Annotated in this window: 12 protein-coding genes; 10 read left to right on the top strand and 2 right to left on the bottom strand. The window is 51.7% G+C overall.

Annotated elements, in window-relative coordinates:
• Positions 1 to 52: 52 nt before the first annotated feature.
• Positions 53 to 1,894, bottom strand: a complete 1,842-nt coding sequence (locus ACTHS3_RS01790) for an autotransporter assembly complex protein TamA (protein WP_070624898.1) — start codon at positions 1,892 to 1,894, stop codon at positions 53 to 55.
• 447 nt (positions 1,895 to 2,341) lie between these two features.
• On the opposite strand from ACTHS3_RS01790, the gene sstT reads away from it, so the two are divergent.
• Both sstT and ACTHS3_RS01780 read left to right on the top strand, forming a co-directional pair.
• Positions 2,342 to 3,565, top strand: a complete 1,224-nt coding sequence (gene sstT, locus ACTHS3_RS01785; protein ID WP_004519145.1) for a serine/threonine transporter SstT — start codon at positions 2,342 to 2,344, stop codon at positions 3,563 to 3,565.
• Positions 3,566 to 3,792: 227 nt separating this feature from the next.
• The gene (locus ACTHS3_RS01780) at positions 3,793 to 5,649 is read left to right on the top strand and encodes an ABC transporter ATP-binding protein (protein WP_004519144.1); all 1,857 of its coding nucleotides are present in this window, start codon (positions 3,793 to 3,795) and stop codon (positions 5,647 to 5,649) included.
• 113 nt (positions 5,650 to 5,762) lie between these two features.
• Here ACTHS3_RS01780 and ACTHS3_RS01775 read toward each other — a convergent pair whose 3' ends face one another.
• Positions 5,763 to 6,491 carry a TIGR00730 family Rossman fold protein gene (locus ACTHS3_RS01775; RefSeq protein ID WP_003686578.1) on the bottom strand — a complete coding sequence of 243 codons (729 nt, stop codon included), beginning with the start codon at positions 6,489 to 6,491 and terminating at the stop codon, positions 5,763 to 5,765.
• A 141-nt stretch (positions 6,492 to 6,632) separates the two neighbouring features.
• Between ACTHS3_RS01775 and truC the strand changes: the two genes are divergently transcribed.
• The 8 genes from truC to nuoE all read left to right on the top strand — a co-directional run bounded on the left by truC (position 6,633) and on the right by nuoE (position 13,688).
• The gene (gene truC / locus ACTHS3_RS01770) at positions 6,633 to 7,349 is read left to right on the top strand and encodes a tRNA pseudouridine(65) synthase TruC (protein ID WP_070624900.1); all 717 of its coding nucleotides are present in this window, start codon (positions 6,633 to 6,635) and stop codon (positions 7,347 to 7,349) included.
• A 97-nt stretch (positions 7,350 to 7,446) separates the two neighbouring features.
• Positions 7,447 to 8,550 carry a peptide chain release factor 2 gene (prfB, locus tag ACTHS3_RS01765; protein WP_070624902.1) on the top strand — a complete coding sequence of 368 codons (1,104 nt, stop codon included), beginning with the start codon at positions 7,447 to 7,449 and terminating at the stop codon, positions 8,548 to 8,550.
• 200 nt (positions 8,551 to 8,750) lie between these two features.
• Positions 8,751 to 10,208 carry an oligopeptide:H+ symporter gene (locus ACTHS3_RS01760; protein WP_070624904.1) on the top strand — a complete coding sequence of 486 codons (1,458 nt, stop codon included), beginning with the start codon at positions 8,751 to 8,753 and terminating at the stop codon, positions 10,206 to 10,208.
• A 325-nt stretch (positions 10,209 to 10,533) separates the two neighbouring features.
• Complete coding sequence (locus tag ACTHS3_RS01755) at positions 10,534 to 10,890, top strand: NADH-quinone oxidoreductase subunit A (RefSeq protein WP_003686600.1); 357 nt, start codon at positions 10,534 to 10,536, stop codon at positions 10,888 to 10,890.
• Entirely contained in the window at positions 10,881 to 11,363 is a 483-nt protein-coding gene (locus ACTHS3_RS01750; protein ID WP_002215610.1) for a NuoB/complex I 20 kDa subunit family protein, read from the top strand. The genes ACTHS3_RS01755 and ACTHS3_RS01750 overlap by 10 nt, the downstream gene beginning before the upstream one ends.
• A 12-nt stretch (positions 11,364 to 11,375) precedes the next feature.
• A complete protein-coding gene (locus ACTHS3_RS01745; protein WP_002216335.1) occupies positions 11,376 to 11,969 on the top strand; it encodes an NADH-quinone oxidoreductase subunit C in 594 nt (197 codons plus the stop codon).
• On the top strand, positions 11,959 to 13,215 hold the full coding sequence (gene nuoD / locus ACTHS3_RS01740) for an NADH dehydrogenase (quinone) subunit D (protein WP_004519139.1): 1,257 nt from the start codon (positions 11,959 to 11,961) through the stop codon (positions 13,213 to 13,215). The genes ACTHS3_RS01745 and nuoD overlap by 11 nt, the downstream gene beginning before the upstream one ends.
• Positions 13,215 to 13,688 carry an NADH-quinone oxidoreductase subunit NuoE gene (gene nuoE, locus ACTHS3_RS01735; RefSeq protein WP_004519138.1) on the top strand — a complete coding sequence of 158 codons (474 nt, stop codon included), beginning with the start codon at positions 13,215 to 13,217 and terminating at the stop codon, positions 13,686 to 13,688. Before nuoD ends, nuoE begins: the two co-directional genes overlap by 1 nt.
• Positions 13,689 to 13,806 lie beyond the last annotated feature (118 nt).

The following is a 13,806-nucleotide window of genomic DNA, read 5'->3' as shown; positions in this document are numbered from 1 at the left end:
ACGGCCTGGAATGACTTAGGCCGTCTGAAAGAATGGATGGTGAGTATGTTTGTTAAAACCTTGTGCCCAAGCTGATGTGCCAGCGGATTTTTTTGTCGTGGTGGCCGTAGGCAATGTCGAAGGAGAACGGCGCAACCGGGCTAAACCAGCGCACGCCCAAACCGGTACCGTGTTTTAAGGTCATGTGTTTGAAGTTGCTTGTCGCATCGCCGACATCGTGGAAGATGGCGCCGGAGAAGCTTTTGGTGACCGGGAATTGATATTCGAGGCTGCCGACCACCAAGGCGCGTTGCGGCAGGACGGAGCCGTTGGGGCCGGTCAAGCCGATGCTGTCGAGTTCGTAACCGCGTACAGAAGTTGCGCCACCGGTGCGGAACATCAGGCTGGACGGCACTTCTTCGCCTTCGCGGGCATAAACGTAGCCTGCCTGTCCGCGTACGATGAATGTACCGATTTTTTTGTTTTCAGGTGTGAAGAAATAGCCTGCGCGTGCCGTAGCGCGTGCCATTTGGGTGGAGGAGAGGAATTTGCCCAAGGTCGAGCCGATTTTGCCGTCGAGGTAGTAGCCGTTTTGAGGATGCAGCTCGGTTTCGATGCTTTGCCGTTTCCATGAAGCGGTCAGCATGGTGGCATGGCTTCGGCCTAAATCGTAGCTGGTGTCGGGGACCTTGCGGTCTTCGGTAATGAATTCGAGGCCGAAGCGGGCATCGATATTGTTGCGGTCGCGGACATACCAAATGCCGCTGGACAGGGCGCGTTTTTCAAGGTTTTGCGTGGTCGAGCGGTTGTAGGAAACGTTGCTGGTCCAGTAGTTGCCGCGGTTGTTGCGCGGTTGGCTGATACCGGCGGCCAGCGTGGTTTCGTATTTGTCCATGTCCCAAACGATGGAACCGATGTAGCCTTTGTTAAAGAGGTTGTAATAGTCGTAGGCGATGCGGCCGCCGATTCCGTATTCGGAGTCGTAGCGGATACCGGTTTCCAGTTTGTGGCGTTTGACTTCGGTCACGTTGATTTTGACGGGAACGCGGTCGCCTTGCAGTTGATCGAAGTCGGCTTGTACGGACGCGCCGGAATAGTGGCCGTTTTGCTCGAGCGCCTGTTGCAGGTCGAGGATTTTGTCTAAGTCGTAAGGCGAACCGGGTTGGAAGCGCGCCATGCCGGAAACCACGCTCTCAGGGTAGCGGCGTGTGCCGGTAATTTGGAACTCGCCAAAGTAAATGGGGCGGTTGCTCTCTACGATGACGTTCAAATCGGCTTTTTGGGTATTGGGATTGATGGTGGCTTGGGTGGTAGTGAGTTTCGCCAAAGGGTATTTTTTGCGTGTTACCGCGCTGAGGACGGAGGTTTTACTTGCACTCCAGCCGTCTTGGTCGAAGTTTTCGCCAACGGGCTGTTGCCAGTTTTCCATCGCATTTTGGTAGTATTCGGCCAAGTTGTCGTCATTCAATACGTCGCCGAGGATGGCCACGCTGACGTTGTCGATTTTGGTGCGCGGGCCGGGGGTGACGTTGACGGTGTAGCTTTCGCCGTGGTCTTGAATATTGACGTTGCTGTTGAAGTAGCCTTTGGTTCGGAGCATGGTTTTGACGTTGTCGGGCGCCTCTTCGGCAAGGAAGCCGACCTGCTCTTTGTCCAGCTCTTCGTCCTGCTGCTGGGTAATCAGCGGCAGGTATTCTTCAAGCATTTCTTTGACTTCGCTGTCTTGGGTGTCGATTTTGACGGGAAATTTGGGCTTGAGTTTGCCTGTTTGGTCGTCTTTGGGCTGCTTGGGCATTTCGGATTCGGGAATAGCCTCGTAGTCTTCCGCTTTGGGAACGGAAGTATCTACTGCCAACGCGTGTCCGTAGGCGAGCGCCAATGATGCAAATAAAACAGGGTAGGTCAGTTTGGTCATGATGTGTGTTCGACAGCGACAATTCTTCAGTTTGGGGATTTTAACATTATTTCTGCAAGGTTTCAGGCTATGGTTATAAACGGAAATTTAGCGCGATAATGTTGCAAAATGTAACGTAAGGGCGGATTTTGGTTTGTTTCTATCTGATTGTAATATTTATGTTTTTGTATTTTGATTGATGAAGTTGCCTTTGTATTCGGCCTTATGGCGCAGATTTCAGGCCGTCTGAAAGCAAGATATAGAGAAGTAAAGCAACGGTATGGGCATACTTTAAAGTAGGGTTTGAGCGGGTTTGACTGTATTTTTGGTATAAAGTGCCAACTGTGTCATAAATGCTAAACTTTAATGCTGTTTTTGTGAGGTGTGCATGAAAACCTCGCCGACAAATGATTTTTTATTTTAGAATGTAAGACTTTTTTAACATATCTTTAAATTGAAGGAACGGATATGGCAAGTGGCAATCCGCTTTTAAACGCGATCAACAGCGTCAGCCTGGTGGTACAAATCGCCATCGGCTTGGTTTTAGGTATTCTTGTGGGCGCAGTTGCGCCGCAAGTCGGTATCAGCGCAGGACTGCTGGGCAGCCTGTTTGTCGGTGCGCTTAAGGCTATCGCGCCGATTTTGGTATTTGTTTTGGTGACTGCTGCCATTGCGCAACACCAAAAAGGCAATCAGGCCCACATCAAACCGATTTTGATTTTGTATATTTTTGGTACGTTTGCAGCCGCTGTGGTGGCGGTTGTCGCCAGCATGGCATTCCCGACCACGCTGATTCTGCGTACGGCCGGCGATGTGTCCGTTGCGCCGCCTTCCGGCATTATCGAAGTGTTGAAAACGCTGCTGATGAATTTGGTGGCCAACCCGATTAACGCGCTGGCCAATGCCAACTATATCGGCATTTTGGCTTGGGCTTTGGTATTGGGCGCGGCTTTGCGCCATCACGGTTCGGATACGACCCGCCAAGTGGCGGCCGATTTGGCCGATACCGTTTCGACCGTTGTGAAATGGATTATCCGTTTTGCGCCGCTGGGTATTTTCGGCTTGGTGTCTTCTACCATTGCGGAAACCGGTTTTGAAGCGCTTGCCGGTTATATGCAGCTGTTGGCCGTATTGCTCGGCTGTATGCTGTTTATCGCTTTGGTGGTCAACCCGATTATTGTGTGGACGCAAATCCGCCGCAACCCTTTCCCGCTGGTGTTTACCTGCCTGCGTGAAAGTGGCGTGTATGCCTTCTTTACCCGTTCTTCCGCCGCCAATATCCCTGTGAATATGGCATTGGCGAAAAAACTGGGTTTGCACGAAGACACTTACTCCATCTCCATTCCATTGGGTGCGACCATCAATATGGCCGGTGCGGCAATCACCATTACCGTTTTGGCGATGGCTGCGGCGTACACGCAAGGCATTACGGTTGACTTCGCCACTGCCCTGCTGCTGAGCCTGGTGGCAACTGTCAGCGCGTGCGGTGCATCCGGTGTGGCCGGTGGCTCGTTGCTGCTGATTCCTTTGGCGTGCAGCCTGTTCGGTATCGATAACGATGTGGCCATGCAGGTGGTTGCCGTCGGCTTCATCATCGGCGTGATTCAAGACTCTGCAGAAACTGCGTTGAACTCTTCCACCGACGTTTTGTTTACTGCCGCTGCCGATTTGGGCCGTCAACGTAAAGAGTGATTTTTAAGGGCAACCTAAATTCAGCAAAGGCCGTCTGAAAACTTTCAGACGGCCTTTGTTTTATGCAAAGAAAATGGATTTTTAGATGGTCAAGCCGATAGATTGGTTTGATCGGACTGACGGTATCCGCTGTCATCAGTCGGATTTTTCCCGTAAAATACAGTCTTGAATGTATTTGAACACCTCTTTTCAGACGGCCTGACCGTCTTATCACATTTGTAAAAACAATGATTAAAAAAATATTCTCATGGTTCGAGTCCCGCATCGACCCTTATCCAGAAGCCGCGCCGAAAACGCCAGAAAAAGGGTTGTGGCGGTTTATTTGGAGCAACATTGAAGGCGTGCGCAAATGGATTGCCGTGTTGGCCGTATTTACGGTCGGTGTCGGCATCATGGAAGCCTTGATGTTCCAATTTATGGGCAAGGTGGTCGACTGGCTCGGCACTTATACGCCGCAAACGCTTTTTGTTGAAAAAGGCCATGCTTTAATCGGCATGATGGCCATGGTGGCATTTTTTGCCGTTTGGACCTTTTTCGCGTCCAGTGTGCGCCTGCAAACCCTGCAAGGCGTGTTCCCCATGCGCCTGCGCTGGAATTTCCACCGCCTGATGCTGGGTCAAAGCCTGGGCTTTTATCAGGACGAATTTGCAGGACGCGTGTCCGCCAAAGTGATGCAAACCGCGCTGGCGCTGCGCGATGTCGTGATGACCGTCGCCGATATGGTTGTGTATGTGCTGGTGTACTTCATCACTTCCGGCGTGATTCTGTCCTCATTCGATGCCTGGCTTATCGTGCCGTTTATCTGCTGGATGATTGGATTCGCGATGATTATGCGCTTCCTGATTCCCAAACTCGGCAAAACCGCTGCACGCCAAGCTGATGCGCGCTCGTTGATGACCGGCCGCATTACCGACGCCTATTCCAATATCGCTACTGTCAAACTCTTCTCCCACGGCGCACGCGAGGCCGCTTATGCCAAGCAGTCGATGGAAGAGTTTATGGTAACCGTCCATGCCCAAATGCGTTTGGCAACGCTGCTGCATACCTGCAGTTTTATCGTCAACAGCTCGCTGACCGTCGGTACGACCGCCTTGGGTATTTGGCTTTGGTATCACGGCCAAGTCGGCGTAGGCGCGGTAGCCACCGCCACGGCCATGGCATTGCGTGTGAACGGTTTGTCGCAATACATCATGTGGGAATCCGCCCGATTGTTTGAAAACATCGGTACCGTCAACGACGGCATGGCTACCCTGTCCAAACCCCACACCATCCTCGACAAACCGCAAGCCCTGCCGCTTAAAGTCACCCGAGGCGAAATCAAGTTTGATCACGTCGATTTCTCCTACGAAGCAGGCAAACCGCTCCTCAACGGCTTTAATCTGAACATCAAACCCGGCGAAAAAGTCGGCTTGATCGGCCGCAGCGGCGCGGGCAAATCCACCATCGTCAACCTGCTCCTGCGCTTTTACGAACCGCAAAGCGGCACGATTTCGATCGACGGCCAAAACGTGGACAGCGTTACCCAAGAAAGTCTGCGCGCCCAAATCGGTTTGGTGACGCAAGATACCTCCCTGCTGCACCGCTCCGTGCGCGACAACATTATCTACGGTCGTCCCGATGCGACCGAAGCCGAAATGATTTCTGCCGCCGAACGCGCCGAGGCCACCGGTTTTATTCCTAACTTAAGCGATGCCAAAGGCCGACGCGGCTATGATGCGCACGTTGGCGAACGCGGCGTGAAACTTTCCGGCGGCCAACGCCAACGCATCGCCATCGCCCGCGTTATGCTTAAAGACGCGCCGATTCTATTGCTTGACGAAGCCACCAGCGCGCTTGACTCCGAAGTCGAAGCCGCCATCCAAGAAAGCCTCGACAAAATGATGGAAGGCAAAACCGTGATTGCCATCGCCCACCGCCTCTCCACCATCGCTGCGATGGACCGCCTCATCGTCTTGGACAAAGGCCGCATCATCGAAGAAGGCAGCCACACCGAGTTGCTCGAGAAACAAGGCCTGTATGCCAAACTTTGGGCGCACCAAAGCGGCGGCTTCTTGAGTGAGCATGTCGAGTGGGAAAACAATTAAACGCTTTGAAAGAAGATAAAAGGCCGTCTGAAAACATTTTCAGACGGCCTTTATTAATGAAGCAAAGGGTAGGTGGGATAACCGCCCTTTTTTAGTTGAAACCTTTTAGTTGTTTACAGTCCCAGCGACCAAGCATTTTGGTGTTCGGACAAGTCTTCCAAGCGGTTTTCGTAATGGGCGAAGATTTCTTCGATAATCTCGTCTTCGTCGTCGATGACTCGGATCAGGTTCAAATCCTCTTCCAAAATCAGGTTTCTGCCCAGCAACTGCTCGCGTATCCAGTCCAACAAACCCGCCCAAAATGCTTTGCCCACTAAGATAATCGGGCGGTCGGGCGTTTTGCCGGTTTGCACCAAAGTCAGGCTTTCAAACAATTCGTCCAACGTGCCGAAACCGCCGGGCATGACGACATACGCCACGGCGTGTTTGACGAACATGACTTTGCGTGGGAAGAAGTGTTGGAATTTAATCGACAAATCCTGATACGGATTGGCTTTTTGCTCGTGCGGCAACACGATATTCAGCCCCACCGCCGGACTTGCGCCTGCAAACGCGCCTTTGTTGGCCGCTTCCATAATGCCCGGTCCGCCGCCGGAAATCACGGAAAATCCGGCATCCGACAGTTTACGTGCCAAGCGTAATGTGAATTCGTAGTCGGGATGGTTTTCAGGCGTACGCGCGCTGCCGTAAATGCTGACGGCTGGCTGAATGGCGCGTAACTCTTCGCCGGCTTCGACAAATTCAGAAATAATCTTCAAAACATGATACGACTCGCGCGCCTGAATATCGCGGCGGGTTTCGTCGGGCAGCATGGGTTTGGGCAGTTTTTTGAGCAGGCTCACGGCTTTTCCTTCGTGTTTTTATGTGCAGTATTGTAACCCGAAAGGAGCGGGCCGTCTGAAAGTTAGGTTTCGGCGGCAAGTGTACCTGCCACATTTTCAAAAGCCCGTTACAATATCTGCTTTTATTTTTACTGCTCCGCCATGCTCGATATTATCCACCGCGACAGCCGCACCATCGCCGTCAACAAACCTGCCGGAATGCTGGTGCACCGAAGCTGGTTAGACAAACATGAAACCCGTTTTGCCGTGCAGACCCTGCGCGACCAAATCGGGCAGCACGTCTATCCCGTCCACCGCCTGGACCGCCCGACTTCCGGCGTCTTGCTGTTTGCCCTCGATACGGAAGCCGCACGGTTATTGACGCAGCAGTTTGAAAATAAAACCATCGAAAAAACTTATTGGGCGATTGTTCGCGGTCATCTGCATTCAGACGGCCTGATTGATTACGCCCTCAAATATATGCCCGACAAAATTGCTGAAGCGCAGACCGAAGCCACATTGCAGGAAGCGCAAACCGCCTACCGCTGTCTGGCACAAACCGAGTTGCCGTTCCAATCCGCCCTGCGTTATCCGACCTCGCGTTATTCGTGGGCCGAACTCAAGCCGCATACCGGACGCAAGCACCAACTCCGCCGCCATATGAAACACATTTTCCACCCCATTGTCGGCGACACCAACTACGGCGATTTGCGCCAAAACCATGCCGTTGCCGAACATATCGGCACGCAACGCCTGATGTTGCACGCGCAGAGCCTCAGTTTTCAAAGCATAGAAGACGGCAGCCGGATTACTGTAAACGCGCCGATAGACAACGACTGGCGGCTTTGGATGGAAAAATTTAAAACCGAGGCAGTCTGAAAATCCAAACCGCACATTTTCAGACGGCCCGGTCATGGAAAAAAACGGGCAAATCCCTTACAATACGCCCCTAAAATTTTGAAAGAACACAAGAATCATGGAAGCCGAAGTAATCAACCAGCTTAACAACACCCTAAACGACTTGGAGAAGCGCAGCGAAGACATCCGCGTCTATATGGACTATCAAGGTAAAAAAGACCGCCTTGAAGAAGTCGTCGGCCTCTCCGAAGACCCGGAACTCTGGAACGACCCCAAACGCGCCCAAGAAATCGGCAAAGAGCGCAAAATCCTCGAAGGCATCGTGTTGACGCTCGACAACATCGCCACAGGCATCGAAGACAACCGAATGCTGATCGAAATGGCCGTCGAAGAAAACGATGAAGAAGGTTTCGCCGCCGTACAGGAAGATGTGGCCGGTTTGGAAAAACAAATGGCCGACCTCGAATTCAAACGAATGTTCAACCAGCCTGCCGACCCGAACAACTGCTTTATCGACATTACCGCAGGCGCGGGTGGTACTGAAGCGGAAGACTGGGCAGGCATGTTGTTCCGTATGTACAGCCGCTACGCCGAGCGCAAAGGCTTCAAAATCGAAATCCTTGAAGAAGACGACGGCGAAATCGCCGGTATCAACCGCGCTACCATCCGCGTGGAAGGTGAATACGCCTACGGCCTGCTGCGTACCGAAACCGGTGTCCACCGCTTGGTGCGCTACTCGCCGTTTGACTCGAACAACAAACGCCATACGTCATTTTCATCCGTGTTTGTTTACCCCGAAATCGACGACTCCATCGAAATCGAAATCAACCCAGCCGATTTGCGTATCGACACTTACCGCGCATCCGGTGCAGGCGGTCAGCACATTAACAAAACCGACTCCGCCGTGCGTATTACCCATGAGCCGACCGGTATCGTGGTTCAATGTCAAAACGACCGTTCGCAACACGCCAACAAAGCCGCCGCGATGGAAATGTTGAAATCCAAACTGTACGAATTGGAAATGCGCAAACGCAACGAAGAGAAACAGGCATTGGAAGACGGCAAGTCCGATGTGGGTTGGGGCAGCCAAATCCGTTCGTACGTTTTGGACTCCTCGCGCATTAAAGACTTGCGCACAGGCTACGAAGTCGGCAATACCAAAGCCGTATTGGACGGCGACTTGGACGGCTTCATCGAAGCCAGCCTGAAACAAGGCGTATAAACCGTAAAACATAAAATGCCGTCTGAAAGATTTCAGACGGCATTTTTCAGTTTGAAAGAAACAATATTTTGCAAATATTAAAACATGTTTTGCAAATGCAAAGATTGGCGGTAATATATAGTTTCTATAAAAATGATTGGTAGGTGCAATAGGCCGTCTGAAGCCTAATCCTGTCCAATATAATTAGGAGAACTTATTAAATGTCCGGTCAAAAGCTGTCTTCTGCCGAGAAAACTTTCTTCGGCCATCCTTTGCAATTATCCACCCTATTCCATATTGAGCTGTGGGAGCGTTTTTCCTTTTACGGTATGCAGGGCATCCTGCTGATTTATCTGTATTACACCGCGAGTCAAGGCGGTTTGGGTATGGATAAAGCCTTGGCCGGCGGCATTGTCGGCGCGTACGGCGGCAGCGTTTACCTGTCCACCATTCTCGGTGCGTGGTTGGCCGACCGCATTTGGGGTGCGGAGCGTACCCTGTTTATCGCCGGCATCGTCGTGATGACCGGCCATATTTTATTGGCGATCGTACCGGGTTTGATGGGATTGCTGCTGGGCTTGGTGTTTATCGCGCTGGGCAGCGGCGGTGTGAAATCGTCTGCCGGTTCGATGGTCGGTTCTTTGTATGAACGGGAAGACTTGCGCGAATTGCGTGATGCCGGTTTCTCTATTTTCTATATTTCCATCAATATCGGCGGCTTCTTAGGCCCGTTGTTGACCGGTATTTTGCAAGACAGGATGGGTTTCCATTACGGTTTCGCTGCGGCGGCTGTCGGCATGGCATTCGGCCTGTTGTGGTATTCGCGCGGCCGTAAAAACCTGCCGCATACGCCGGCTCCCAATCCGTTGCGTCCTGAAAAGGTACAGACTGCAATAGCTGTCGGCGTGTTGCTGGTTTTGGTGTTGGGCAGCGTGATTGCTTCCGGCGCGCTCACCCTTGAAAACTTCTCCCGCTGGCTCTTGGGCGTGGTTATCGTTACCGTCGTAGCTTATTTTGCGCGCCTGTTGGGCAGCAGCCACGTTGAAGCGGCCAATAAACGCTATATTGTGGCCTATATTCCGCTGTTTTTGACCATTTGTATGTTCTGGGCGGTTTGGTTTCAGGTGTACACCGTTGCAACGGTTTATTTTGACGAAACGGTGGACCGTACTTTCTTCGGCTTTACCGTGCCTGTTTCATGGAAAGATTCGATACAGGCCATGTGGGTGGTCCTCTTTTCCGGCGTGATGGCGGCGGTGTGGACGAAAATGGGCAAACGCCAACCTAAAACGCCGTTGAAGTTTGCACTGGCCATGTTGGTAACCGGCGTCTCTTATTTGAGTTTTATTCCGTATATTTCATCCGGAACCCCGATGCCGATTATCGTGTTTATGCTGGTGTTGCTGGCGATTACGATAGGCGAGCTGATGCTGTCGCCGATTTCGCTGTCGTTTTCTACCAAAATCGCACCGAGCATGTTCAAAACACAAATGGTTGCTTTGAATTTCTTGGCATTGTCCATCGGCTTTACCTTGGGCGGAGTGTTGTTTAAAGACTACTACAATGCTCAGTCGCCATTGGATTTCTACTGGATGCTGGCCACCATCGGCGCGGTAACCTGTGGTATCCTGTTGGTACTCGCCCCGGTATTGAACCGCATGCTCAAAGGTGTCGATTGATTTTTCCATTTAAATGGATGTGATGTACGCAGGCCGTCTGAAAATAATCTATTTCAGACGGCCTCATGTTTTATTGGGAATCGGAAAGAGGGAGGATTCGGGGCATAAATTGAATAGGCGGAAAATTTAAATTAAATGATACATAATTAAACCGAAATTAAAATTTGGAAATATTAAATACAAATAAGAATTGTTCTCATAACTTTATTGAATTTATTGAGGTTTTTTTGCTGATTTGCTGATATTTACCTTTAAATGGCTTTTGAAATTCGATAAAATGGTAATCTATTTTTAAGATTTGTCTGTCAACCAGTTAGGTACGACCATGTTGGCCAGTTACTTTCCCGTCCTCGTATTCATCCTCGTCGGCCTTGCGGCCGGCGTGCTGTTTATTTTGCTCGGCACAATTTTAGGCCCGAAACGTCACTATGCCGAAAAAGACGCGGCTTACGAATGCGGTTTTGAAGCCTTTGAGAACGCAAGGATGAAGTTCGACGTGCGCTATTACCTCGTCGCCATCCTCTTCATCCTGTTTGATTTGGAGGTCGCGTTCATGTTGCCATGGGCAGTTGTGTTCAAAGATTTGGGCGCGTACGGCTTTTGGTCTATGCTAGTGTTTATCGTCGTTCTGACGGTAGGCTTTATTTACGAATGGAAAAAAGGTGCGCTGGAATGGGAATAGAAGGCGTTTTGAAAAAAGGTTTCATCACCACCAGCGCGGATACGGTGTTGAACTATATGCGTACCGGTTCATTGTGGCCGGTTACTTTCGGCTTGGCCTGCTGCGCCGTGGAAATGATGCATGCGGGTATGGCGCGTTATGACCTTGACCGTTTCGGCATCATTTTCCGTCCGTCCCCACGTCAGGCCGACCTGATGATTGTGGCAGGTACGTTGACCAACAAAATGGCACCTGCACTGCGCCGCGTGTATGACCAGCTCGCCGAGCCGCGCTGGGTATTGTCTATGGGCTCGTGTGCCAACGGCGGCGGCTATTACCACTATTCTTATTCCGTTGTGCGCGGTGCCGACCGCGTCGTGCCGGTAGACGTTTATGTGCCGGGTTGTCCGCCGACTGCGGAAGCCCTGATTTACGGCCTGATTCAGCTCCAACAAAAAATCAAGCGCACTTCCACCATTGCGCGTGACGAGTAAGGAGAGGACGATATGGCAAGCATTCAAAACTTATACGAGACCGTCGTCGGCGTGCTTGGCGATCAGGCAAGCAAAGTCATTTCAGCTTTGGGCGAGATTACCGTCGAGTGTCTGCCCGAACACTATATTTCAGTCATGACCGCATTGCGCGACCATGAAGAGCTGCATTTCGAGCTTCTGGTTGACTTGTGCGGTGTCGATTACAGCACTTACAAAAACGAAGTATGGCAGGGCAAACGCTTTGCCGTCGTCAGTCAGCTGCTTTCCGTTAAAAACAATCAACGCATCCGCGTACGCGTCTGGGTTTCAGACGACGACTTCCCAGTAGTCGAATCCGTCGTCGATATTTACAACAGCGCGGATTGGTACGAACGCGAAGCCTTCGATATGTACGGCATCATGTTCAACAACCACCCGGACTTGCGCCGCATCCTGACCGATTACGGTTTTGTCGGACATCCGTTCCGCAAAGACTTCCCGATTTCCGGCTATGTGGAAATGCGTTACGATGAAGAGCAAAAACGCGTGATTTACCAACCTGTTACCATTGAGCCGCGCGAGATCACGCCGCGTATCGTCCGTGAGGAGAACTACGGTGGCCAATAAATTAAGAAACTACACCATCAACTTCGGCCCGCAACACCCTGCGGCGCACGGCGTATTGCGTATGATTTTGGAGTTGGAGGGCGAAACCATCGTCCGTGCCGATCCGCACATCGGCCTCCTGCACCGCGGTACTGAAAAACTGGCTGAAACCAAAACCTATCTGCAAGCCCTGCCCTATATGGACCGTTTGGACTACGTTTCCATGATGGTCAACGAGCAGGCGTATTGCTTGGCGGTAGAAAAACTTGCCGGTATCGATGTACCTATCCGCGCCCAGTATATTCGCGTGATGTTTGCCGAAGTAACGCGCATCCTCAATCACTTAATGGGCATCGGTTCGCACGCTTTCGACATCGGCGCGATGACCGCCATTCTTTACGCCTTCCGCGACCGCGAAGAGCTGATGGACTTGTACGAAGCCGTTTCCGGCGCGCGTATGCACGCGGCCTACTTCCGTCCCGGCGGCGTTTACCGCGACCTGCCCGACTTCATGCCTAAATACGAGAGCAGCAAATTCCGCAACGCCAAAGTATTGAAGCAGCTCAACGAATCCCGCGAAGGTACCATGCTCGACTTTATCGACGCCTTCTGCGAGCGTTTCCCGAAAAACATCGACACACTCGAAACCCTCCTGACCGACAACCGTATTTGGAAACAGCGTACCGTCGGCATCGGTGTTGTCACTCCTGAGCGCGCCATGCAAAAAGGCTTTACCGGCGTTATGTTGCGCGGTTCCGGCGTGGAATGGGACGTGCGTAAGACACAACCTTACGAAGTGTACGACAAAATGGATTTCGACATCCCCGTCGGCGTCAACGGCGACTGCTACGACCGTTACCTCTGCCGTATGGAAGAAATGCGTCAATCCGTACGCATCATCAAACAATGTTCCGAGTGGTTGCGTGTCAATCCGGGTCCGGTCATTACCACAAACCACAAATTCGCTCCGCCCAAACGTACCGAAATGAAAACAGGTATAGAAGACCTGATTCACCATTTCAAACTCTTTACCGAGGGTATGCACGTTCCCGAGGGCGAGACCTACACCGCTGTCGAACATCCGAAAGGCGAGTTCGGCGTTTACATCATTTCAGACGGCGCAAACAAACCCTACCGCCTGAAAATCCGCGCACCCGGCTTCGCCCACCTGCAAGGCATGGACGAAATGGCAAAAGGCCACATGCTGGCCGACGTTGTTGCCATCATCGGTACGCAGGACATCGTATTCGGGGAGGTTGACCGATAATGTTATCCGCAGAATCTTTAAAACAAATTGACATCGAGTTGGCAAAATATCCTGCCGACCAACGTCGCTCCGCCATCATGGGCGCATTGCGTATTGCCCAAACCGAAAAAGGCTGGCTTGCTCCTGAGACCATCGCTTTTGTCGCAGACTATATCGGCATCTCGCCTGCACAAGCCTACGAAGTCGCTACTTTCTACAATATGTACGACCTTGAGCCTGTCGGCAAATACAAACTGACCGTTTGTACCAACCTGCCCTGCGCCCTGCGCGGCGGTATGGCAACCGGCGAATACCTCAAACAAAAACTCGGTATCGGCTACGGCGAAACCACGCCCGACGGCAAATTTACCCTTGTCGAAGGCGAATGCATGGGCGCATGTGGCGACGCTCCGGTCATGCTGGTCAACAACCACAGCATGTGCAGCTTTATGACCGCAGAAGCGATTGACAAGAAACTTGCCGAACTGAAATAAAAGGCCGTCTGAAAACAACGGCTGCAACCGATACGAAAACGAACAGGCACACCAAAAATGGCTATTTACCAATCAGGCGTGATTTTTGACCAAGTGGATACCGCCAATCCCGATTGCT

The sequence above is a fragment of the Neisseria sp. P0009.S007 genome, from assembly GCF_051962515.1.
This window is presented reverse-complemented; position numbering and strand designations above follow the sequence as displayed.

Bases quoted from the DNA above. Each gene is read 5' to 3' on its own strand.
- ACTHS3_RS01790 (WP_070624898.1), bottom strand. From the start codon at position 1,894: ATGACCAAACTGACCTACCCTGTTTTATTTGCATCATTGGCGCTCGCC.
- sstT (WP_004519145.1), top strand. From the start codon at position 2,342: ATGGCAAGTGGCAATCCGCTTTTAAACGCGATCAACAGCGTCAGCCTG.
- ACTHS3_RS01780 (WP_004519144.1), top strand. From the start codon at position 3,793: ATGATTAAAAAAATATTCTCATGGTTCGAGTCCCGCATCGACCCTTAT.
- truC (WP_070624900.1), top strand. From the start codon at position 6,633: ATGCTCGATATTATCCACCGCGACAGCCGCACCATCGCCGTCAACAAA.
- prfB (WP_070624902.1), top strand. From the start codon at position 7,447: ATGGAAGCCGAAGTAATCAACCAGCTTAACAACACCCTAAACGACTTG.
- ACTHS3_RS01760 (WP_070624904.1), top strand. From the start codon at position 8,751: ATGTCCGGTCAAAAGCTGTCTTCTGCCGAGAAAACTTTCTTCGGCCAT.
- ACTHS3_RS01755 (WP_003686600.1), top strand. From the start codon at position 10,534: ATGTTGGCCAGTTACTTTCCCGTCCTCGTATTCATCCTCGTCGGCCTT.
- ACTHS3_RS01750 (WP_002215610.1), top strand. From the start codon at position 10,881: ATGGGAATAGAAGGCGTTTTGAAAAAAGGTTTCATCACCACCAGCGCG.
- ACTHS3_RS01745 (WP_002216335.1), top strand. From the start codon at position 11,376: ATGGCAAGCATTCAAAACTTATACGAGACCGTCGTCGGCGTGCTTGGC.
- nuoE (WP_004519138.1), top strand. From the start codon at position 13,215: ATGTTATCCGCAGAATCTTTAAAACAAATTGACATCGAGTTGGCAAAA.